The sequence below is a fragment of the Mycobacterium sp. genome, from assembly GCF_002863225.1.
Taxonomy (GTDB): domain Bacteria; phylum Actinomycetota; class Actinomycetes; order Mycobacteriales; family Mycobacteriaceae; genus Mycobacterium.
The window spans coordinates 1-21,701 of the sequence record NZ_PKEK01000045.1; the positions used below are offsets into that span (position 1 = coordinate 1).

Genomic DNA, 21,701 nt, shown 5'->3' on the forward strand with positions numbered 1-21,701 from the left:
CGCCGAACGCCGACACAGCTACCTCGGTAACATCAGCCCGACAGAATTCGAGATGCTCTGGACATCCACCCAAAACGTCCCTCAACTCGCATAACCACGGCTCAAAACGACGGGGACAGATCAATCGGAACTAAACCTGGGGTACTTCAGTGATGGTGTGGAGCGGGTTGTGTTGGTGAGCACGGGAACTGGGAAACGGGGGATGTGGACAAATGAGGATGGGGGGATTTAGGTGTTGGTGGTGGTAGAGGCGCGTTTTGACCGGTCGTATGGTTCGGCCAACTCGAAAGCCGCAGCGCGGAAAAGAGTTCGCGAAGCGCAGGCCAGGGCGAATGAGGCTCGGTTGGAACGTGAGCGGCAGAACGTGGATGACGCGGCGTCGTTTCTGATCGAGCTGGGTCGGCTGGCGGCGGCTGACGAGTGGGGGCAGGGCCGCGTTGTCGAGATTCACGCAGAGGGGGGAGCGGCGGCGTCACGAACACCCGCTGGAATAGGTGTTCGGTTCGGTTGTAGTCGCGCGCGGTCATCGGCGGTGGCGTCGAGGCGTTCAGTGTGAATGGTGCCGCATGACGGGGTCGCGAACTCGAGGGACCAGCGGTAGTTGGCGTTGGCGTTGGCGTTGGCGAAGATCTTCGTGATTAGGCAGGGCTGATAGGTCTTTTCGCCGGTGTCCGAGGATCTGTCGTTCGCCGGCCGAGTTATAGCTAAAAGCTAAAACCGGTGTGCGACCGGCGCGGGTGAGTTCCCATGATTGACCCTCCGCGTCTGCTTCTGTTTTCGGATAGTTGCGTCTCAGGAAAGCGGCCGCTGGGATGACGACTTGGACGTGTCCTGCCGTAGCACGTAGGCGCCGAGGCTGCCGAGGAACCCGGCGCAATGGGTAATGAGTTCGTCTGCGGTGTAATCGAGTTCATCATCGAGCCAGCGGCGTAGAACTTCGAACAACCCTCCGACGCCCAGCGTCGAAGCCAAGTGAGTGACGCCCAAGGCAGAGTCCGCGATATCTAGATGGAGCCGAGCTTCCCGCACCACAAGATCGGCGAAACCAGCCAACAGTTCGCTTCGCAACTGGCGCAGGATTGGCTCCGCTCCGGATTCAACGAACACAATCCGGGCCAGCCGAGGATCGCCTTCGATCATTCTCACCAGCGCGCGGATCGGGGCATACGCCAGCACGTCTGGGGTTGCGCCGGCTGCGGGAATCGCCTGGACGACCACATTTTGCATGCTGGCATAAACCTGTTCGTAGACCGCCCGCAAGAGCGCATCGCGGTCCGGGAAATGCTGATAGAAGTAGCGGGAGGTGACGCGCGATTCGGTGCAGACCGCAGTCACAGTTGTGGCGGCGACGCCTCGGGTACCGATCAACTCGATCGCGGCGTCGATGAGACGTGCCCGCCGCCCCTGGTGGCGCTGCTCTGCAGACATTCCGCTGTAGACCCGGGCTGGACTCACCCTTCAGAGTCTGTCATGATAATCTGACTAGCCATAAAGTCAGATGTTGAGTCGATAGCGACAGGAGTGGAGCATGACCGATGAGTCGCTCGTTCAGGCAGCAACGCGGGCTCCGCTGAAAGCCCGACGTGTCCACTTCGCCTTACCCTCCGGTACCCGACGCCAGCATTTCGTCGACGGCGACCTGGTGATGAGCCACTTCATCTCGGTGTTGTCCGCGACCTTCCCCGAGGGTGAGGACTTCTTTATCCGGTCCGTGCGGAACTATCGCGAGCAGGTCAGCGATCCCGAACTTCAGGCCGCGATCAAGGGATTCATCGCGCAGGAGGCCACCCACCGACAGCAGCATCGGCTGCTCAACCAGCGGCTTCAGGTGATGGGCTATCCCACCGATCGGATCGAGCGCCACATCCAGCGATTGATCAACGTGCTTGAGAAGCGATTCTCGGAGAAGATGCGCCTGGCCGTCACGGCTGCTTTCGAGCACTACACGGCCACGCTCGCCGAGATCATCCTGACCAGCGACGACGTCCAGAAGCTGATCGGTGACGCCGAGGTTCGTCCCATTCTGCTCTGGCACGCCTTCGAAGAGTCCGAGCACAAAGCGGTTGCGTTCGACGTCTACCGAGCCGTCGGTGGAACCGAGCGCACACGCGTCCGTGCGATGAGGATTGCCTCGCTGATCTTCTTCGCAGAAGTGATCATCCAGACGGCCCGATCTCTGGCGGGCGACCGCGCGGCCTACAACCCGCTACGGCTGCTCCGCAGCGTAAACGACCTGCGCCGTTCTCCTCTGTTTAGCCGGGACGCGCGGCAACGCTTCAGTTCTTACACCCGCAACGGGTTTCACCCCGACGACTGGGACAGCACCGAGGTCCTCGAGAGCTGGGCAAAGGAACTCTTCGATTCCGATGGCGCCCAACGAGTGGCTAGCGATCAGAGCGTGTAGATCGCACCGCTTATCAGTAGGTCTACGCGACTAATCTTCGATACATGCCTCAGGTGAGCACGCCCGAAGCGCCATCGCCTGCAACCGATTCGTCGCCGGACAGCGGCGTCGCGGGTTCGGGGTGGTTACGCCGGTGTGCGGCCAGGAAGTCATCGACAACGTTCGCGCAGTCGTGGTGAGTCATGGTGCGCAGTCCGGTCATTCGGGCGAACGCCAATGGTCCTACAAGCTGGCACAGGGCCAGTTCGAGGTCGAAGTTATCGAATTCAGCACGGGCCTCGGCGCTTCGCAGCAGCGCGTCAAAAGGTTGTCGGTACTGGTCGATGACACGGGTCCGCAGCGCGCCGGATGCGTGCCGGTCATCGGTGTCACTCTTGGTGCCGGTGGGTCCCAAAGCGAGCCAGGCCAGCGTGGTGACATGCAGTGGCGCGTCGTCAAAAAGCGTGGCCTGGCGGCTGAGCAATTCGATCAGCTGCTCGCGCACGGTGCCGCTGGCCGGTGCCGGCGGTGTTACCTGCGGCAGGAGACGCTCGAACGTGGCGGCCAGCAGATGCGACGAGCTCTTGAAGTGGCGATACAGCGTGGTGCGGGCCACCTTGGAGGCTTTGGTGACCGCTTCGATGGTGACGGCCTCGACCCCTCCGGTGCTCAGAAGGGTCGCGGCGGCATCCAGCAACCGGTTGCGCGACCGGATTCGCCTGGGGTCGATGTCCTCGTCATCGTCACCCGGTATCGGAAGCTGCGACTGGTTACTTTCACTCACTCATTCACCTCGAGCTGCTCGATCTTCAGGCGATGTCATCCGGAATCCTAGCAGTTATGGTACTAACGGTAGCGCAGCGAAACTGATCGTACTGGGGGTGCAAGGTTGGACGACAGCGCGTCACCACCGGTGCGGTTGCCGTCCCACACGCCGACCTGCATGGGTTGTGGGCCGGAGAACCCGCACGGCCTTCAGCTCGTGGTGTATCGCGATGGCGACACGGTGTATGGCGATGTCACCTTCGATGAGCGCCATATCGGCGCTCCGGGCTTGGCGCACGGCGGAGCGGTGGCGGCCGCCTGCGACGACATGTTGGGTTTCACGCTGTGGATTGCCGGCACGCCCGCGGTGACGCGCAGCCTGACGGTCGAGTATCTGCGGCCGGTGCCGCTGCATCAGCCCCACCGCATCGCCGCGCACATCGTCTCGCGAGAAGGCCGCGCCCTCAACGTCATTGGCACCGGAACAGGTAGCGACGGGGTCACAAGGTTCACCGCCAGCGCGGTGTTCATCACCGTGTCCACCGATCATTTCGCCGCCCACGGTGACGTGTCCGGTTTCGGTGAACTGCTCGACCGGCTCGCCGCCACCGGTCAGATACCGCCTGACCTGCTTGGCGGCATGCCATGACGCCACCTACGACGACGGACACGTCGGCGGTGCCCGATGCGAAGCCCGCGATACGCGGGGCCGCGGTGCCGGCGCGGCGCTCCCGCACGTCGGCGCGGCATCGCGACGCGATCCTGGATGCAACGTTGACGGCGGCCGCCTCCGGCGGCTACCAAGCCGTCCAGATGCGGGCGGTGGCCGAGCAGGTAGGCATCGCCGTAGGAACGCTATACCGGTATTTCCCGTCCAAGACCCACCTGCTGGTGTCGGCGCTGACCCGTGAGTTCCAACGACTCGATGCCTCCTGCGAGTGGACGACACTGGGCGCCACACCCCAGCAGCGGCTGAAAATGCTCACCGCGCGCCTGCATGACGACTGGCAGCGCAACCCCCAGCTGACCGAGGCGATGACGCGGGCGTTCGTTATCGCCGACACTACCGCCGCCAGCGCGGTCAACGAGGCGGCCCACCTGATCGAACAACTCCTCGCCACCACCCTCGCTGGCGGCGAACCCAGCGACCACCACCGTCAGATCGCCGGGCTCATCTGCGATGTATGGCTGGCCAACCTGGCCGCATTCAACCGCAACCGCGCCACGGCAACCCAAGCCCGTGACCACATCGACCGCGCCGTGCAGCTGCTGCTATCCGGCGACACCACCACGCATTGACGCGAATGCTACTACTAGTAGCGTAGCGATACCTAGAGTATCGTTGGGTATCAAACGATCAACGAAGGGAGCATCATGCTCGCCCAATGGATCGACACCTGCGAGGTTCAACGCGTCAGCCTGGAGGGCGGCCTCGTGCTCAGGCTGGATGACTACAACGAGCTGGTCATCACCCGACCACTGCGATTATCGCTTCCCGCATTGGAGGAGTTTCCAGCCGAAGACGTGATGATCGACCCGAATGACGTGCCCGACTATCAGCGCCCACTGCTGAACGTCGCGGGCAGTATCTGCACGCACGCCAGCTGCGATGACGACGGCACTCTGCACGTGGAGTTCTCCAACGGATACCGCGTCACGGTCGCCGCGGATGAGGACTTCACTGCCTGGGAGTTGTACGGCAAGCGCCACGGCTACATGGCCTGCCTGCCACACGGCCGTGTCCGCGTCGTGCACCTGCCCGAGGGCGATCAGGTCGCCGACTTTCCGGCGGTCTCACGGTGATCCGGGAGGGCGGAACTAGGGTCCGCCTAGGATATGGCCGCTGGTGGACGCGTCCTTGAACGCCGAAGGGAACCAACCCGACTCGCCGGACACCCCCACCACGCGGCTACGGGAACGCGCCGCATCCGCGACCAAGGCGTCGGGGGAGTACAGCGAACGGCTCGGGGCGCTGGCTCGATTCACCGTGCGGCACAAGGCGCTGGTGATCGGTGCCTGGGTCGGATTGGCTGTGGTCTTGGCGCTGGTGTTCCCGCAGTTGGAGACCGTGGTTCAGAAACAGTCGGTCCAGCTGATCCCGCGGGACGTGGCGTCGTTTCAGACGGTCGACCGGATGAGCGAGGCGTTCGGCGAACAGGGTTCCAAGACGATGCTGTTCGTCGCGATGGAAGACCCGGCTGGGCTGACGCCGTCGGCGCGGCAGCGTTACGCGGATCTGGTGTCGCGGCTGCGCGCTGACACCCAGCACGTCCTTCTCGTGCAGGACCTGCTGGCCGATCCGGTGACCGCCGCCCAGGCGCACAGCAAGGACGGTCAAGCCTGGTATCTGCCGGTCGGGGTGGCCGGCACCCTCGGTGACCCCAAAGCGGCCGCGTCGATCACCGCCGTCCGCGCGATCGCTGCCCGGTCGTTTGAGGGGTCGTCGACGACCGTGCGGGTGACCGGGCCGGCGGCGACGTTCAGCGACCAGATCGCCGAGGCCGAACACGATCTGCTGTTCATCTCGATCGCCACGGCGGGGCTGATCGCGCTGATCCTGCTCATCGTGTACCGATCGGTGTTCACCGCGCTGCTGCCCCTGTTGGTGATCGGCACGAGTCTGGGCGTGGGCCGTGGGGTGCTCTCTGGGCTGGGTGAGGTGGGCATGCCGGTGTCGCAGTTCACCGTCGCGTTCATGACCGCGATCCTGCTGGGCGCCGGCACCGACTACACGGTCTTTCTGATCAGCCGCTATCACGAACAGCGCCGGGCGCAGGTGGCCCACGATCAGGCAGTCGTGGACGCCACCGCCAGCATCGGCCGCGTCATCATGGCCTCGGCTGCCACCGTCGCACTGGCGTTTGCGGCCATGGTGTTCGCCCATCTCAGCATGTTCGCCGGACTGGGACCGGCCTGCGCGGTCGCCGTGATCGTCGGGTTCGTGGCCACCGTGACGCTGCTTCCGCCGGTGCTGGCGCTGGCCGCTGGACGCGGCATCGGCGAACCCAAGTCCGACCGCACCCGGCGCTACTGGAACTCGGTGGCGGTCGCGGTGGTGCGCAAGCCGGTGCCGCTGCTCATCGCCAGCCTGGTCATCTTGCTGGCGTTGTCCGCGGTCGCCACGACGATCACGCTGAGCTACGACGACCGCAAGGGACAACCCGCCACCACCGCCAGTAACCAGGGCTACCAACTGCTGAACCGTCACTTCCGCAAGGACATCGTCATCGCCGAGTTCCTGATGGTGGAATCACCGACCGACATGCGCACGGGTAAAGGACTCGCCGATCTCGACGAGATGGCCTCCCGCGTCGCGCAGGTCGCCGGGGTCACGAAGGTCGCCGGGGTCACCCGACCGGCCGGGGTCCGCCTGGCGCAAGCCCAAATAAGTTGGCAGAACGGACAAATCGGCGACAAGATGGCGGGCGCGGTCACCGACGGCAACGCCCGCAAGGACGACCTGGCCAAGCTCACCGGCGGCGCGGATCAACTCGCCGGCGGCCTGGCCCAACTCGACACCATCTTGCGCACCGCGCTGACCCCATTGACCGGCATCCTGAAGCAGGCCCAAACCTTGGGTCCCCACGTCGACCAACTCCGGCCGCTGCTCACCCAGCTCTCGGTAGCCGCGCCCGCCGTCGATGACGCGCTGCGCTCGGGGCCCGGACTGCGGCCGCTGGCCGAACAAGCCGACGGCGCCATCGCCACCATCGACCCCCTGGTGGGTGCCCTGAACACCTCGCCGTGGTGTGCGACCACGCCGCAGTGCGCGCAGATCCGAGACCAGGTCCAAGTTCTGGTGACGCTGCACGATGGCGGGTTCTTCACCCAGGTCGCCGACCTCGGTGACCGGGTCGGGCAGAACGGGACCGTCGCCGGCACCCTGGCCGACGTCCAGTCCGCGGTCACCTCGATGGACAAGGCGTTCGGAGTGCTCGGCAATCCCGCTGACATGGCCGGCAACGTTCGCCGACTCCAAGACGGCATCGGCCAACTCGCCTCCGGCGCCCAAGCCCTGGCCACCGGTGTGCACACCTTGGCCGACAGCAACATCGAAATGCTCGGCGGGATGAGCCAGATCGCCACCCAACTGCAGAACTCGGCACGCGCCAGCAGCGGCTCGGACACCGCCAGCGGATTTTTCCTGCCGCCCAACGCCTTCGAGAACCGCCAATTCGCCGACGTGGCAAAACAATTCCTGTCCCGCGACGGCAAGACCGCCCGGTTCGTCATCGAATCCGGCGACGACCCCTACACCGTGGACGCCATGAACCTGGCCCACGAGATCGTCACCGTCGCCGAGGCCGCCCGCCCCAACACCTCCCTGGCTCAGGCCAAGATCTCGGTCGCCGGGTTCCCCGCCGTCAACTCCGACATCCAGAAATTGCTCTCGGCGGACTTCGTCCAACTGGGCGTCGCCACGCTGCTCATCGTGGGCCTCATCCTGGTGCTGCTGCTGCGCGCACTGCTGGCCCCGCTCTACCTGCTGGGCACGGTCGTGCTGAACTACGCTGCCTCACTGGGCATCGGCGTGTTGTTCTTCCAGTGGGACCTTGGTTACGAAATCGCCTGGCCGGTACCACTGTTGGCGTTCATCATCCTGGTCGCCGTGGGCGCCGACTACAACATGCTGCTGGTCTCGCGGCTCAAGGAGGAATCCACCCGCAACATCCGCGTCGGCGTGCTGCGCACCGTCGCCAACACCGGCTCGGTGATCACCTCTGCCGGCATCATCTTCGCCGCCAGCATGTTGGGCCTCACGTTCGGCTCCATCGCCATCATGATCCAAGCTGGATTCATCATCGGATGCGGCCTGCTGCTCGATACCTTCGTCGTGCGCACGCTGACCGTTCCCGCGATCGCCGTGCTGCTGCGCGAAGCCAGCTGGTGGCCCCAACGCGCGACAGCCCGCTCCGACCAGTAACCGACGCCGACGGGTACTGCCGCCAGTTGCCGCCCGCTGTGGCGGGCGAACCCGTTCGAGCACAACAGCGAAGTCGCTGTATCGCCGTGCGTGGCAGCGTGGCAGGGGGTCGAACCGTTGCAGCGGTGCAGCCTACATGGTGCAACGGTCGAGGAAGTCGCCGACCGCGGCGGTGAACGCGTCGTTGTCGTCACCGGCGATCATGTGACCGGTACCGGACACGTCGACGGTTTCTGCGTGCGGGACCAGTTGCAGAAAATCCTCGACGGTGTCTTGGGAGACCACGTCGGACAGCAGGCCCCGCACCAGAAGTGTTGGCGCGGTGACGCGGCGGGCTCCGTCGCTCAGCATCAGCCCGATCGCGTCGAACTGCTCAGTTCCCGACGTGGGCTCACCGTGGACAAATTCGAAGTTGGAGTGGATGAACGCTGGGTCCCATCGCCAGATCCACCGGCCGTCGTGACGTCGTCGTAGTACCTTGCGCAGGCCGTCGACGGTGTCGGGTCGCGCGCGATGCGGGTTGTAGGCGGCAATCACCTCGGCGGCATCGTGGAGGGTGCTGAAGCCGTCGGGGTGCGCGGCCATGAACGCCACGACGCGGCGGGCACCCTGGAATTCCAGCCGCGGGGTGATGTCGACCAACACGACCGCCCCCCACGATTCGGCGGGTGCGGTCAGATGTGCTCCCAGGATGGTCATCCCACCCAACGATGCGCCCACGACCGCGGGTGGCCTGCCGGCGCTGAAGTGTTCGCGGACCGCGATCAGGTCGGACGCCAGGCGCTCGACCTCGTATCGGCCGTCGGGGTCCCAGTCGCTGTCACCGTGCCCGCGGGTGTCATAGGCGACCACCGTGTACCCGTGCGCATGAAGCCGGCGCGCTGAGGTGCTCCACGCACGGCGGTTCTGGCCGCCACCATGTAGCAACAGCACCACGGGACGGACGTCGTCATGGGTGTAGCAGTCCGCGGCCAGGGTGATGCCGTCCTCGGTGCGGACACGCTCCTGGATGACCGCGGTCATGGCGCGTGCCTGCCATCGGCCCTAACTGCGCATGACGGGCGACGCGCCGCAGCAGTTCTCCTCACTAGCCGTTGCCCGTGGTGCTGACGATCGTGACGGTGCCCTGAGCTGCGCAGACAGCTTTGCCGTCGTTGGTGATGTCGATGCGTGCCACCCCGCTGCGCTTGCCCAATGACACGATGTCGGCGACGGCGACACACACCCCGCTGGACATTGGTCGCAGTAAGTTCGTCGAAGCGAGGCTGAAACGGCAGCGTCAGCAAGAAACCGGTGAGCAATTGAACACCGGTTTGGACCACCCGCAGTTCCTGCAACAGACTGAGCCAATTGCGGTCCAACCGTTGGGTTTCACTCTCCGAGCGCGCCGTGCTGTCCCAGGCCTGATCCCGTTCAGGATGGTCGACGACGTCCATGGGCGATGATCATGCCAGCCCGCGACGTGGTGCTAGGGCCTCTCGGTCAAGAGAAGTCTCGCGGATGTCTCCAACCGATCGGCGATCTCGGTGTAGGACGCATATCCCATGCCGGCCCGCACCAGGGCGCCCGCATCCAGCAGCTCGAGCGATTCGACCAGCTCAGGCGCGTTTCTTTCGCCCAGCGCGGTGGCCAGGCGCTGATGTACCTCACGGCCGATGCGCAACCGCAGATGCTCGACCTCGGGGTCTTGACTGAGCAGGGCGTTGGTGACCGCACCGGCCAGCGCCGGCTGGTCCGCGACCAGCAGCGCGATCTGACGCAGCACGGCGATGACGCGCGTCGTCTAGTCGGACAGGTCATCGGGCGCAGCGGGACTGGACGCCAAGCGCCGCCAGAAAACCTCCGCTACGAGATGTTCTTTGGAGGAAAAGTACGTGTACGCGGTGGCGGCGCCAACACCGGCTTCCGCTGCCACCATACGAATCATCAACCCGGAGAAGCCTTCTCGGCTCAGCACACCAATCGCGGCGTTGCCCAGCCGGTCGACGGTGTCGGCTTGCTTGGCGGACAGGCGGCGTCTGGTCGATTCCCGAGCTACCGGGTTGGACACGTGTCCGGACACTACTACACCCGTCCAGGTGCGGCAACCGGATGCGTTACCGTGCAGGGGATGACGACCTCCTCTGAACACGCCGCGCAGGACGATCTGACCAGTCAATTGTTCGCGCTGGCCGACCGGGTGACCGGCTTCATGCCCGCCGACGGACCGGCGTGCCCAAGGCGACGCTGTACTACTACTTCGCTGGCAAGGAGGACATCCTCGCGTTCCTGCTCGAAGACCTCCTGCAGGAAATCTCGGATGCGGTCATCGCGATCGTGCAGGTCGACGGCACCGGAGCTGAACGCCTCGACGAGGTCATCCACGCACAATTGGGAGCGATGGCCCGGCGGCCGGCGGTCTGCCGTGCGCTCATCGGTGAACTCGGCCGGGCCGGCCGCATGCCCGTCATCGCCGAGATGATCAGCACCGCCTACCAGCAACCGGTCGAGGCTCTGCTCGTGGCGGGAGCAGCCGACGGATCGCTGCTGGCCCAACCTGATCCGCGGGCCACATCGATTGCACTCTTCGGGGCCGTCACCGTCAGCGCGCTGATGTACCTGGTCACCAGGGACCATCTCGACGAGACACTCGTCGCCGGCGCCCTCCACGGAGTCATGTTCGACGGCCTGCGGCCCCGCCCCGATGACCAGCCATGAGCAGCTCCGCGAGCGGCTCGAATAGCATTGCGCCAACGCGTTCGCCAATTCTAGGAAACTAAAAAGCATTGGTGATCGATGCGAGGATCGCGAGGAACGCGGACGCCTCGCGAGCCAGCCAAGCGTCGAAATTGTTGCTACGCCAACGACGGTGGTGAAGACCAGAATTCTGAAGGGCAATGGTGGGGAGCCCGCCGATCCTGCATCTGATGCAATAATCGCCATAGTGCCGGTAAAGCCGCATATTCGTTTCCGTCGTATTCGTCGGTGGTGAAGGGTTATCTGAGCGTTGGCGCAGGGGGGCCCACGGTAGTGACTCGGTGCCGGTCCCTCTGGAAGGTCAACTCGCGAAAACTGCGACTGAACTATGTGATCAAGTCAACGGAGGATCAAATCAGTTTGTGTGCGGTAGAAGCCAGACATTCATGGCTGTCGCCGTAGGGGCTACTGATCGCACCGTCGATCTCCCGAGAGGATTTGCGAGACCACCGGTCAGTGCGTCACCGGCAATGCCGCGGTGTCTGCATCGTCGTCATCCGGCGCGTTGCGTGGATGCGGCTGCTGGAAATCGCCGCGTGGGTAGACAACTTGCGGCCACCAGAACCACCGGCCGAGCATTGTGGCGATCGACGGCATCAGCAGCGAGCGCACGATGAAGGTGTCTACGAGCAGACCGATCGCGATGGTCGAGCCCATCTGCGCCAGCACGATCAGGTCGCTGTACAGCATGCCGGCCATGGTGGCTGCGAACACCAATCCGGCCGAGGTGACCACGCCACCGGTGCCTGCCATGGACCGGATGATGCCGGTATGCAGGCCGGCATGGATCTCGTCCTTGAACCGGGACACAAGTAGCAGGTTGTAGTCCGATCCGACCGCCAACAGGATGATGACCGACATCAGCATGACCAGCCACTCGATCGGTTTGCCGAACAAGTCCTGCCACAACAGGACCGATATACCGAAAGATGCGGCGATTGAACTACCTGCTGTACCAACGATTGTCAGCGCCGCCACGGCGCTGCGCGTCAAGATCAGCATGATCAAGAAGATGAGCGTCAGCGATGACACCACCGCGATCATCAGGTCGTATCTGGCGCCGTCGGCCATGTCTTTGTAGGTCGCCGCGACACCGCCCAGATAAATCCTGGCGTTCGACAGCGACGACATCTTCAGCGCCTCTTGGGCGGCCTTGCGTTCCGAGGCCACTCGCGCGATGCCCTCGACGGTGGCGGGGTCTGACTCGTGGGTGATGAACATGCGGGCGGACTTGCCGTCTGGTGACAGGAACATCTCCAGGCCGCGCTTGAAGTCCGGGTTCTGGAATGCCTCCGGAGGCAGGAAGAACAGGTCGTCGTTCTTGGAGTCATCGAACGCCGTGCCCATCGCCAGCGCCGTGTCGTTGGTCGCCTGGAGCTGATCAATCAGCGCCTTCTGCGAGTTGTACGACGCCAGCGCCAGGTCCCTACTGGTCTTCATCTCGGCAATCGTCTGCGGCAGCAACGCCGTCAACCGGGGAGCGAGTTCCGCCAACTTGTCGGTGTTGACCTGGTTCGTCTCGGTCAGGTTGGCGGTCTCGTCGATCCCGTCGAGGGAATCGAACAGTGACCGCAGCGCGTGGCACATCGGGATGTCGAAGCAGTGCTTCTCCCAGTAGAAGTAGGAGCGCAACGGCCGGAACTCGTCGTCGAAGTCGGCGATGTGGTCACGAATGTCCTTTGTGGCCGCGAGCAGTTCCTGCGATACCTTGTCGGACTTCATCGTGAGGTTGGTCTGCTCGACGGAGATTTGGTACTGCCTCTCCATGATGGCGATGGACTTGTTCATCGAATCGACTGTTTTCAGCTGGTTGGCCAGCTGATCCCGCTGGAACGGCAGATTCAGGTTGCTCGTCTGCCCGGAGATGCTCGTCTGGAAGGCAATCGAGCTGTGTTGGATCGGAATACCGAGCGGGCGGGTGATGCTCTGCACCATCGCGATGCCTTCGGTGTGCATCACGTTGCGCGCTATCGCATTCAACACCAGCATGTCGGCAGGGTTGCGCATGTCGTGCTCGGGCACGACCATCAGGATGTCGGGGTTCATCCGGGCCTGCGAGAAGTGTCGGTCGGCGGCGGCGAAGCCGACGTTGACCGGGGCGTCGTTGGGCAGATAGTAGCGGTCGTTATAGGCCGGCTTGAACCCCGGGATGGCTACCAGGCCGATCAGCACTACGACCAGGCTGGCCACGAAGATCGGTGCAGGCCAACGGACTACGGCGGTGCCGACCTTGCGCCAGAAGACGCTCTTGGGTGGACGCTTCGATTCGTAGAGGCCTACCTTGCTGCCGAGGAACAGCACGGCCGGGCCGAGCGTCACCGCCATGAGGACCACCACGATCATGCCGATCGCGACCGGAGCGCCCATGGTGGCGAAGTAGGGCAGTCGACAGAAGCTTAAGCAGTATGTGGCGCCCGCGATCGTCAGACCCGAACCCACGATGACGGGTGCTACGGATTTGAAAGTGGCGTAGTAGGAATCGTCTCGGTCAAGACCCATGCCGCGGTCTTCGCGATACCTGCCGAACAGGAAGATGCCGTAGTCGGTCGCCGCCGCGATCGCCAGCATGGTGAGGATGCTGCCCGCGAACGTGGTCAGTCCGAACGCACCGTGCAAGGCCAGCACGGAGACCACGCCGCGTGCCGTGAGCAGCGCGAGAAACGTCAGGAAGAGCTGGATCAGCGTCGTGATGATCGATCGGTAGACGATCAGCAGCATGATCGCGATGGCGGCAAGGGTGATGATGGTGATGACGCCGAGGCTGGCGTTGCCGACGACGTGTTCATCACGGGTCAGCGCGGCGGGCCCGGCGACGTAGGCCTGAACCCCCTGCGGAGCCTTCGTCTCCTCGATAGCCTTGCGGACGGCTTCGACGCCCTCGTTGGCCAGCGTCATGCCCTGCTCGCCAGCGAGATTGATCATCACGTAGGATGCCTTGCCGTCGGCGCTTTGGGCGCCCGCCGCGGTCAAGGTGTCACCCCAGAAGTCCTGGATGTGCTGAATGTGCTGGGGATCTCTGCGCAGCTTGGCGATGATCTCGTCGTAGTACTTGTGGGCATCCGGGCCGAGCGGCTTCTTCCCTTCGAGCACGACCATCACCGTGCTGTTGGAGTTGAATTCGTGGAAGTTGCCACCCATCAGCTTCATGGCCTTCATCGATGGGGCATCCTCGGGAGCCATTGGCGCCGCGTGCAATTCGCCAACTACCTCAAGCGGCGGGGCGACGGTGTTGACGACGACCGCGACGAAGATCCAGAAGATGACGATGGGCACCGAGAAGATGCGCTGCAGGCGCGGGAAGTAGGGCCGGTGGCCGCGTGCGACGTCCGGGGTGGCGGTGTGGGTCATGCGGACTTCACCAGGCAGTAGGTCTGGGCTTGGACACCGTCAGCGGACCGCTGCTCACGGACGACTCCATTCACGGTGACGCGGCATCCGATCTGATAGCCATCGGCTCGGGCCATGAGGCTGGCGCTGACGGTCGGCAGCGTCGTAGACAGCGTGACCGTCCATGGGAGCGGCGCGGTGACCTCATACACCTTCGCATCGGGGTCGAAGTAGCCGATCTGTGCGGAGGCTCCCGGCGGGCCCCACACGTCGTAGACCACCACCTTGGGGTTGAACTGCACGATCTCGATTCCCGCCCCGGCGTTGGCGTTGAGGTCCTGTGATGCGAACACCTTGTGCAACCGCGAGACAACGAGACCGGAGACGGCGAGCACGACGATGAAGACGAGGGCAATCCAGACCTTGCCGAGCTTCGAGACACCGCGGGCCACCCAGCGGCCCACCGGGATCGACTTCATCCACACACCTCTCGATCGACGGCCGCCCGACCGCGAGCCGAGCAGTGTTCGGCGCTCTCGACGACCTGGCGGATGACCGAACCCGCGGCCGTCGCGGATAGCCACAACAGGCGCTGCTGCTCGTCGGTGAGCGTGTCCATCAGCCGCGTCATCCGTTCCTCGCGGACCTTCCTGCGGTGGGCCATCACGTCTCGGCCGGCGGGAGAGATCCCCACGAGCGTCGCGCGCCCGTCGCTGGGATCGGAGCACCGCAGGATGAGCCCTTGACGTTCGAGGCGCTGCACCAGCTGGGTCATCGACGGTTGGGTGACGCCCTCACGGGCGGCGAGCGTGGTCAGCCGCATCGGGCCCTCGCGTCCCAGGCGATTCAGCACGAAAGCCGCCGGAATCGACAGAGGCTCCCGTTGGGCCAGGAATCGGATTGTCAGGTCCACGGCGTCATCGAGGAAGTCCACGACGTTCTCACGCATTTGGTGCGCCTTCGCCCGCGTTGCCACGGGCATCTTTATATCATCGAGGCTATGTAAATGCCAGGCGAAGCCGTCCGACGCGCGTTGACCCCGCGATGGCTGGCAGATGAGAATCGGCCGGAACGATGATCTGAATTTCTTGGATTGGAAGCAGCTTGGCGGAGCGCCGCGCGGCGCGATAAGGCTTCGCTCTGCTTTGTCGATACCGCGACGGCGAGGACGGCTCGACAATTAGTTTGCGAGGGCTATCCAATGTGACCCGAGCTAATCCAACAAGACGGCGGCGCTTCCCAGACGCCAACAACAGTGGCACCGGTCGGCCCCAACCGCCGGAGACAAGGAAGCTGATTAATCTGACGCACTATGCAGGTACCGGTAAAGCCGCATATTCGAATCCGTCGTGTTCGCGATCGGGTGGTGGCTCGGCGGTGGTCTTTGCGGATAACTCGATAAGTCCCGTTGGGCACTCCGCAACCACTACGTGACGTAGCGCGACCATGGTTGGGCGGCCAGTTGGGCATGTCGTTGGGTGCAGTTGTGGCTATAGCCCAAGAGGTGGGCTACGACGGGAGGGGGTATTTCGGCGACCAGGTTTTGCAGTGCGGAGTTGCGTGCTCCGAGCAGGTTGATACCTAGGGTGCGCAGCTTCAGCATCATGGTGTGGTGTTCGAGGTGCTTGCCGGCGCGGTGGCCGGGAAATAGCCAGGGGTTGGTCGTCAGGCCTCCTGTGGTCCGGAGGTTGGGTCGGTTGTGCAGGTGGTCTTTGAGCATGTTGGCGAAGGGCTCGGGTATTGGAACAGGTTCGGCGCCAAGCGATATGCGTATCTCGCTGGCGGCGATGACGATTGCGGCTGTAGGCAGGGCGACGATTTTGGCCACCGGCTGGGCGTAGAGCAGCAGCAGTATGCCGCCAACGCGATAGGGCAGTGATTCGATGTCCCCGTGGAGTAATTCCTTGATCCATGCCATCCGCTGGTCTTGGGTTAGCAAGCGGGTGTCCTTGGCTTGTGGAGTGTCGAGGTGTAAGGCGGTGTTGATCTTGCTTTTCGAGGCCCACACGACGAACGTGCGGATTTTGGTACGGGTTGTCGGTCCGGTGGCTAGCCACTCGTCGATGTCTTGCTGTCGGCAGGTCGTCGCGGTGCGGTGATGGTTTTCGTGCAACCAGCTGAGGAATTTGATTGTCTCGTTGATCTCTTGTCGGGCCGAATATGTTGGTCCGTGGGAGCTTTGGCCCGACGCAGAGGTTCGGCGTAGGCGGTGTAGGTGATGCCAGGTGGCGAATTGCTCGACGGGGGCTCGAACGGCTGGCTCGCAGATCGCGTCGAGTTTTGCGGCCAGCCAGACCTGGAAACGGGCAAGGGGTTCATCGCGTGGCGGGAGTAGGCCGTTGTGCTCGAGGAGGCTGCGCAGATGGGAGACCTGTCTGCTCTGTCCGGCGGCGTCGAGACCGTCGTGGCTGAGTGGGATGTCCTCGCTGGCCAGGCCCATCAGCAGGGCCCGAACGGTGGGGGAGCGTTTCCAGGTGAGGATGCTTTCGGGTCGGTCAACCCCGCACAGGATTGTCACGATGGTCCCCATGGTGACTGGGTCGGCGGCGTCGTGGACCATCAGAGCGGTGAGGTCGTCGCGAAGCGCGCATCGAGCGCACTGCCTGCGGCGATACGGCTGACCTTCGGTGTGGCAGGTTGCGCATCGATAGTCGTCGGAGATGCCGGCGCATGACAGGCATACCGGTCGAGGGTCGGCTTGATTGACCCGACCGGGCAGCACGCCGTCGTGCCCACAAATGGGACAGATGCCGCGGGTGCGCATCGCCGTGTAGAAGCAGCTGTGGCACAGTCGATCAGCGGGCCAGTTCGCGCGCAACTGGTTGGCCATCCGGTGGCACCTAGTGCAGCACAAGGCGCCGTCGCGGACCGCGGGTCGTCCGCGGCGTGCCGGCGGCCGGTCGGGATCAATCGTCATCGCGGATCACCCGGGCCCGGCGCGGACGCACCGACTTGTTCAAATCGACCACGTTCGGGCGCGCAGTCGTGGTGGATGAGGCGGCTTTCTTGCGGCGGACGTCGGTCGCGGTGATGGTGAGAAGATCCTCGACGCCGCATTCGAAGATGTCGCACAGGGCGGCGAGCAGGTGCAGTGACAACCGTTCAGGCCGTTGGTAAACGATGCGATACACCTGGGGCCGGGACAGCTCGATACCGCGTTCGGCGAGCCGCGGCATCAAGTCGGTGCTGTTGTGCATACCGTGGGTGGCCATAATTTCGGCCAGCCGCCAGGCATAGTCGACACGACGCTTCACGAATCCTCCTTGCTAGACGACAGTGCATCGTTGATGGTGGAGTCCAACACCCGACGCAACGTGCGGACGCGGAAATCGCTGGACACGCAGGTATACAACGCCGTGGCGCTGGCGTGTTCATGGCCCAATTGGTCCTGGATTATCTTGAGCCGCTGGCCTGTTCGGGGCTGCGACCTGCGGTGTTTCGTTGTGGACGTTGTCGTCGACGTTTGGAGTGGGGGCATGGGGGGCCTTTCAGCAGGGACCGATCGTTATCGAGCTGAGACGTTTCCGGGCGGTGTGAGTGGACGTGGTTCCGGTCGCGGTGCGCTGCTGGCCGAGTGCTCGGGCGAGCTGGTCTCGGAGCTTGCGGTTCTCTTCTGCCAGCGTGCGGTTGCGCTGGGTAGCGGCTTCGAGCCTGCGTAGCAGCGAGGCGTCCGAGGATCGTTGCCGCGCGGGGACCGGTGTCGCGGGTGCTCGACGGTGGACGGCGCGAAGCCGTTCGATCTCAGCGCGGACGTCGGGTTGCGCGTAGAGCCAGGACCGAGACACCGCCGCCGCTTGAGCCACGGCCTCGAAGGTGACCGGGCGACCTTCGGCGTCGAGGACCCTCAGGGCCTGGATCGCCTTGGCCCGGGTGAGTTCGTGGCGTTGCTGGGCGGCGACGATGAGGTGCCGGGTGTTGTCAGCCCGCATCAGCAGGCTCCAATTCCTCTGAACCGGAGTCGGTTTCAAGGGTAGTGATGATGGTGTCGAGGTTGCCGAGGACTTGTTGATTCATCTCGACGAGGCGCAACTGTCCGCGTGCCTCGGCAGCGGAGATGATCTGCAGGACTTGCTGACGGTGTTCGTGGTGTTGCGGTAGGAACTCGGGCGTGGTCACGAACATCGGACAGGTCAGACAAGCATTCGCGTGTGGACAGGTCTTTTGTACTGGCAGCCCGCAGAAGCCGTTGGGCAGTGCTTGGGTCACGCGCCCGAGCCGTTGCTTGGCCCAGTTCGCTTCGGCCAGTGGGCCATCGGGGTCGATCCTGACGGTTTGACCCTTGGCATCGATTTTGCGGGCGGACTCCCAGTGTCGGCGGACGGTGGTGTCGTGAAGGCGGGCATAGTGGGCGGTCATCTCACCGCTGGAGTGATCGAGCAATACCCGTACGACTTCTTGCGGCACGTCCCGGTTGATCAACCGTGTTCCGAAGGTGTGGCGCCATTGGTGTGGGGTCAGATGCACTGCGCGGCCGTGTTCGTCGCGGACGTCGCAGCGGCCCAGCCAATCTCGTAGCTGGCCGCGGTAGGAGGCCGTGGTCAGCGGCCGGTGGCCGTCTGGGTTCATCTTCGGAGCGGCGAACAGCCACGGGCTGCCGTCGGTCCAGCGGCGCAGGATCCGCTGTTGTTGCTCGGCGATGGCCTGCTCGACTTCCTCGTCGATCGGGACGAGAGGTTCACGTTTCATCTTGGCGTTGGTGTAGCGCAGGTAGGGGGCGCCGTCGCCGCCACGGATGACGCAGTCGAATGCGACCCTGCTGGCGTCACCGACGCGCAGGCCGCAGCGCATCAGAATCATTGTGATCAACCGACTCTCGGGGTTGTTCCATTTGTCGAGGTTCGCGGGCTGTTCGACCTGGGCCATGATGTGCTCGGCCAGCCCGCGGGGCAGGCGTTTGTCGGGCTTGGGGAAGTCATCGGGGTAGAACGCAGCATTCGCGGGCAGGTCGCGGTCCCATTCGTGGCGGCGGATCGCGTCGAGGAACGCACCCAACGAGCTGATGTCGCGACTGCGGGAGTGCAGTGCCCGGGGGTCGGTGGACAGGTCGGCCAGGTAGCGCTCCAATATCGTGCGGTTGATGCCGGCCAGGCTGGTGACGTCGACCGGCGGGGACGCCAAGAAGCCGGCCAAACGCGTCACCGCTTGAACGTCGATGTAGGCCTGGTTGGGGCTGCGTCCGATGCTCAACCGCCAGCGGGCGAACCGCTTGGCCAGCTCGCGCAGCCAAGGCTGCATAATGCCGTCGAACCGCAGCCGCTTGCGGCCTTCGACGCCGAGCCGGTGAAGTTCCCATACGTCGCGCGGGAATTCGGCCTCCCATCCGCTGCCGCAGTGCAGGTCCTCCAGGCAGCGGTAGGCGTAGCGCAGAAACGCCGTCTGCCCGTTCTGGCCGTGTCGGGCAGCGTGGTTGGCGTCGAAGAACTCGATCCAACGCGTCGTCGGCCAGTCCAGTAGCGACGCCACGCCACTGGCGGCCACGATGGCGATGACGGCCCGCGCGATGCCAGCGGGGGTCTTGACCTGTCGTTCATCGTGTCGGCACTGCAGTGCGTACTGCATCTCCAATTTGAGCTGTCGGCGATCACCGAACGGTCGGAAGTCGAACCGGTCGTCGCCGTAGGACTCGCAGAGCACGATGAACTCGTCGATGTCGGGACGTCTTGCCGCCTCCCAACGCGATCGGTGGTTGACGCAAAACGCCGAGCGCCCCTGTGTCCACAATGTGCAGTAGGACAACGCGCAGACCGGATGATCGGGATCATGCACGAGGGGAAGTGCGGCCGTCCAGGCGGCGCGGTCGGGCTGACCGGACCGTTCCCAAATTCCGTGATGGCGAACGCATAAGCCTCGTCGGGCAGCACCGAACCGGCAGCCCGGGACAGCGCAGACCGTGAGCTCCTTGCGCCCGAGTCCTTCCGGGGACGCGATCGTTGCGAACACGCCGATGTCCGGGCGGCCTTCCTGTTGCCACGCGTTGTGGTGGCCTTTGCAGAGCCCGCGGATGCGTGATTGACGGACGCAGCCCGGGACCCGGCACGGCGCGGTGTCGAACATCAGCGCACCCCGCTCGGGAACCAGGATGTCGGCCCGAAATTCCGGTCGGACAGCGGCCATGAGCATGCTCAGCAATCCCGGAGCCGTGGCGGCGGCGTGGGTTGTGCTGTGGTCATCACCGCACCTCCTGCCCGGTCAGGAAGCCCGCCGCCTCCAAAGCCCGGCGGGCGTCCTCGACGGACAGATGCCCGTAAATGTCCATCGTGGTCGCGATCGAGGAATGCCCTAGCAGCGTGCTGACGACCTCGATCGGGGTGTTGTTGCGGAGCAGTCGGGTGGCGTAGGTGTGCCGATACCAGTGTGGATCGAAGTCGATGCCGGTGATCCGGCGCAGCCGCAGCACCAGGTCGTAGACCGCGGGATAGCCCCACGGGTGCCCGAACGGCTCGCCCCAGAGATTGACGAAGACGTAGTCGGAGTCGAGGTCGCCGTATTCATCGTGTAGGTAGTCGGCGTAGAGCCGGATGACCTGCGGGCTGACCGGGAGGGTGCGTGGTGTCGCCGACTTGGCCCGCGCCCTGTTGTCGTTGGAGCGCGGCGCGACCGTCAGCTCACCCTCGGCAGCGGCCACGTCCTCGTGACGTAGACCCAGCGCTTCGCCAATCCGAATCCCTGTGTCCCACAACAATACCCATAGCAAGCGATCCCGCAGGTGGGTGCAGGCGTCTAGGATCGCCTGCACCTGCCCGACGGTCAGGATGGTCGGATGCCTGCGCGAGGTCCGGAGCTTGATCGTGCGTCGCCGCTCCGGCTCGCCCTTGCTCAGGTGGTAAAGGAACGGCTTCCATCCCGCGCGCCGGCGGCGACCTGGGTGCAGTTCGGTGACCAGGTCGCCGAGATCGACGCCGTGTCGGGCGTGGAACGTGTAGAGGCCGCTGATCGCCGCCAGCTTCCGGTTGACGGTTCCCGCAGAGCAGTGGTGCTCGGCCGAGGGCAACATCGCCACCGCGCCAGCCCGCCCAACCGGCGGCAACCGCAGCCAGGCCACGAACTCCCCGAGATCCTCCAACCGGACCTCGCGCCAGCCCAGGCTGCGGGTCTCGAGGAAGACGAACCAGTCCTTCAGGTCGTGGGCGTAGGCCTTGACCGTGTTCGGGGACCGCTCGATGTCGGTGAGATAGGCCAGGTAGCGCTCGATCGGCTCCACCGGGCCGCCTCCGTCGCCGAGGACCGTCCAGGATTCAAGCGACGAGGTGGGCATCAGCACCCGTTGCACAAGCATCGAACCTCCGTGGAATCTGCGTGATGGACTGCTGCAGATAACCACCTCCACCACGAAGATTGCCGCGATCGCCACGCGCGTGTTGCACGTCGTGGACGCCGCTGTGCCGGCTCAAGAGAACCTGGACGAACTTGGCGTCCCAGCCATCTTCTATCAGGTGGGTGGCGTAGGTGTGCCTTGTGTCCGCAGAGGCCGTGTGCAGTCGGGTTCGTGTTGCATTGGTGCTGGGACGATTCCGGGCGCGGGTTCGCGATGCAGATCGCCGCCGGTGTGGCGATAACCGACCGGGC

The 21,701-nt window shown here is 64.4% G+C and carries 16 protein-coding genes and 4 pseudogenes; 6 read left to right on the forward strand and 14 right to left on the reverse strand.

What is annotated here, in order from left to right; genetic code table 11:
* Positions 1–792: 792 nt before the first annotated feature.
* Positions 793–1,455 carry a TetR/AcrR family transcriptional regulator gene (locus CYU59_RS13990; RefSeq protein ID WP_292990495.1) on the reverse strand — a complete coding sequence of 221 codons (663 nt, stop codon included), beginning with the start codon at positions 1,453–1,455 and terminating at the stop codon, positions 793–795.
* A 73-nt stretch (positions 1,456–1,528) separates the two neighbouring features.
* On the opposite strand from CYU59_RS13990, the gene CYU59_RS13995 reads away from it, so the two are divergent.
* Entirely contained in the window at positions 1,529–2,404 is an 876-nt protein-coding gene (locus CYU59_RS13995; protein WP_292990498.1) for a metal-dependent hydrolase, read from the forward strand.
* 49 nt (positions 2,405–2,453) lie between these two features.
* On the opposite strand, the gene CYU59_RS14000 is transcribed toward CYU59_RS13995, so the two are convergent.
* Complete coding sequence (locus CYU59_RS14000; protein ID WP_292990500.1) at positions 2,454–3,167, reverse strand: TetR/AcrR family transcriptional regulator; 714 nt, start codon at positions 3,165–3,167, stop codon at positions 2,454–2,456.
* Between the two features lie 159 nt (positions 3,168–3,326).
* Between CYU59_RS14000 and CYU59_RS14005 the strand changes: the two genes are divergently transcribed.
* From CYU59_RS14005 to CYU59_RS14020, 4 genes are all read left to right on the forward strand, one after another.
* Positions 3,327–3,797, forward strand: a complete 471-nt coding sequence (locus tag CYU59_RS14005; RefSeq protein ID WP_292990531.1) for a PaaI family thioesterase — start codon at positions 3,327–3,329, stop codon at positions 3,795–3,797.
* Positions 3,794–4,447 carry a TetR family transcriptional regulator gene (locus CYU59_RS14010; protein ID WP_292990502.1) on the forward strand — a complete coding sequence of 218 codons (654 nt, stop codon included), beginning with the start codon at positions 3,794–3,796 and terminating at the stop codon, positions 4,445–4,447. Before CYU59_RS14005 ends, CYU59_RS14010 begins: the two co-directional genes overlap by 4 nt.
* A 75-nt stretch (positions 4,448–4,522) precedes the next feature.
* A complete protein-coding gene (locus CYU59_RS14015) occupies positions 4,523–4,951 on the forward strand; it encodes a DUF6188 family protein (RefSeq protein WP_292990504.1) in 429 nt (142 codons plus the stop codon).
* 43 nt (positions 4,952–4,994) lie between these two features.
* Positions 4,995–8,072, forward strand: a complete 3,078-nt coding sequence (locus CYU59_RS14020; protein ID WP_292990507.1) for an RND family transporter — start codon at positions 4,995–4,997, stop codon at positions 8,070–8,072.
* 132 nt (positions 8,073–8,204) lie between these two features.
* Here CYU59_RS14020 and CYU59_RS14025 read toward each other — a convergent pair whose 3' ends face one another.
* From CYU59_RS14025 to CYU59_RS14040, 4 genes and pseudogenes are all read right to left on the reverse strand, one after another.
* Entirely contained in the window at positions 8,205–9,095 is an 891-nt protein-coding gene (locus tag CYU59_RS14025) for an alpha/beta hydrolase (protein WP_292990510.1), read from the reverse strand.
* Between the two features lie 64 nt (positions 9,096–9,159).
* Positions 9,160–9,324: pseudogene (locus CYU59_RS14030) on the reverse strand (hotdog domain-containing protein); the annotation flags it as partial.
* A pseudogene (locus CYU59_RS14035) lies at positions 9,317–9,508 on the reverse strand (DUF6328 family protein); the annotation flags it as partial. The pseudogenes CYU59_RS14035 and CYU59_RS14030, both read right to left, overlap by 8 nt.
* A gap of 32 nt (positions 9,509–9,540) precedes the next feature.
* A pseudogene (locus tag CYU59_RS14040) lies at positions 9,541–10,122 on the reverse strand (TetR family transcriptional regulator).
* A 155-nt stretch (positions 10,123–10,277) separates the two neighbouring features.
* On the opposite strand from CYU59_RS14040, the pseudogene CYU59_RS14045 reads away from it, so the two are divergent.
* Positions 10,278–10,769: pseudogene (locus tag CYU59_RS14045) on the forward strand (TetR/AcrR family transcriptional regulator); the annotation flags it as partial.
* 492 nt (positions 10,770–11,261) lie between these two features.
* Here CYU59_RS14045 and CYU59_RS14050 read toward each other — a convergent pair.
* The 8 genes from CYU59_RS14050 to CYU59_RS14085 form a co-directional block, all read right to left on the reverse strand.
* On the reverse strand, positions 11,262–14,156 hold the full coding sequence (locus tag CYU59_RS14050; RefSeq protein ID WP_292990512.1) for an MMPL family transporter: 2,895 nt from the start codon (positions 14,154–14,156) through the stop codon (positions 11,262–11,264).
* A complete protein-coding gene (locus CYU59_RS14055; RefSeq protein WP_292990515.1) occupies positions 14,153–14,614 on the reverse strand; it encodes an MmpS family transport accessory protein in 462 nt (153 codons plus the stop codon). The genes CYU59_RS14050 and CYU59_RS14055 overlap by 4 nt, the downstream gene beginning before the upstream one ends.
* Positions 14,611–15,084 (reverse strand): MarR family transcriptional regulator, encoded by a 474-nt coding sequence (locus CYU59_RS14060; RefSeq protein ID WP_292990517.1) that lies wholly within the window; start codon positions 15,082–15,084, stop codon positions 14,611–14,613. The genes CYU59_RS14055 and CYU59_RS14060 overlap by 4 nt, the downstream gene beginning before the upstream one ends.
* Positions 15,085–15,561: 477 nt before the next feature.
* Positions 15,562–16,965 (reverse strand): recombinase XerD, encoded by a 1,404-nt coding sequence (locus tag CYU59_RS14065; protein WP_292990519.1) that lies wholly within the window; start codon positions 16,963–16,965, stop codon positions 15,562–15,564.
* A gap of 76 nt (positions 16,966–17,041) precedes the next feature.
* Complete coding sequence (locus CYU59_RS14070; protein ID WP_292990521.1) at positions 17,042–17,389, reverse strand: helix-turn-helix transcriptional regulator; 348 nt, start codon at positions 17,387–17,389, stop codon at positions 17,042–17,044.
* A gap of 234 nt (positions 17,390–17,623) precedes the next feature.
* Positions 17,624–18,064 carry a DUF6262 family protein gene (locus tag CYU59_RS14075; protein ID WP_292990523.1) on the reverse strand — a complete coding sequence of 147 codons (441 nt, stop codon included), beginning with the start codon at positions 18,062–18,064 and terminating at the stop codon, positions 17,624–17,626.
* Complete coding sequence (locus tag CYU59_RS14080; RefSeq protein ID WP_292990526.1) at positions 18,054–20,249, reverse strand: tyrosine-type recombinase/integrase; 2,196 nt, start codon at positions 20,247–20,249, stop codon at positions 18,054–18,056. Before CYU59_RS14080 ends, CYU59_RS14075 begins: the two co-directional genes overlap by 11 nt.
* Before the next feature lie 55 nt (positions 20,250–20,304).
* Positions 20,305–21,411 carry a tyrosine-type recombinase/integrase gene (locus CYU59_RS14085; RefSeq protein WP_292990529.1) on the reverse strand — a complete coding sequence of 369 codons (1,107 nt, stop codon included), beginning with the start codon at positions 21,409–21,411 and terminating at the stop codon, positions 20,305–20,307.
* Between the last annotated feature and the right edge of the window lie 290 nt (positions 21,412–21,701).

Coding starts and splice junctions, on each gene's coding strand:
- CYU59_RS14065 (WP_292990519.1), bottom strand. CDS start 16,965: ATGGCCAACCAGTTGCGCGCGAACTGGCCCGCTGATCGACTGTGCCAC.
- CYU59_RS14055 (WP_292990515.1), bottom strand. CDS start 14,614: ATGAAGTCGATCCCGGTGGGCCGCTGGGTGGCCCGCGGTGTCTCGAAG.
- CYU59_RS14080 (WP_292990526.1), bottom strand. CDS start 20,249: ATGGCCGCTGTCCGACCGGAATTTCGGGCCGACATCCTGGTTCCCGAG.
- CYU59_RS14060 (WP_292990517.1), bottom strand. CDS start 15,084: ATGCGTGAGAACGTCGTGGACTTCCTCGATGACGCCGTGGACCTGACA.
- CYU59_RS14005 (WP_292990531.1), top strand. CDS start 3,327: ATGGGTTGTGGGCCGGAGAACCCGCACGGCCTTCAGCTCGTGGTGTAT.
- CYU59_RS14025 (WP_292990510.1), bottom strand. CDS start 9,095: ATGACCGCGGTCATCCAGGAGCGTGTCCGCACCGAGGACGGCATCACC.
- CYU59_RS14010 (WP_292990502.1), top strand. CDS start 3,794: ATGACGCCACCTACGACGACGGACACGTCGGCGGTGCCCGATGCGAAG.
- CYU59_RS14015 (WP_292990504.1), top strand. CDS start 4,523: ATGCTCGCCCAATGGATCGACACCTGCGAGGTTCAACGCGTCAGCCTG.
- CYU59_RS14050 (WP_292990512.1), bottom strand. CDS start 14,156: ATGACCCACACCGCCACCCCGGACGTCGCACGCGGCCACCGGCCCTAC.
- CYU59_RS13995 (WP_292990498.1), top strand. CDS start 1,529: ATGACCGATGAGTCGCTCGTTCAGGCAGCAACGCGGGCTCCGCTGAAA.
- CYU59_RS14085 (WP_292990529.1), bottom strand. CDS start 21,411: ATGCTTGTGCAACGGGTGCTGATGCCCACCTCGTCGCTTGAATCCTGG.
- CYU59_RS14075 (WP_292990523.1), bottom strand. CDS start 18,064: ATGCGGGCTGACAACACCCGGCACCTCATCGTCGCCGCCCAGCAACGC.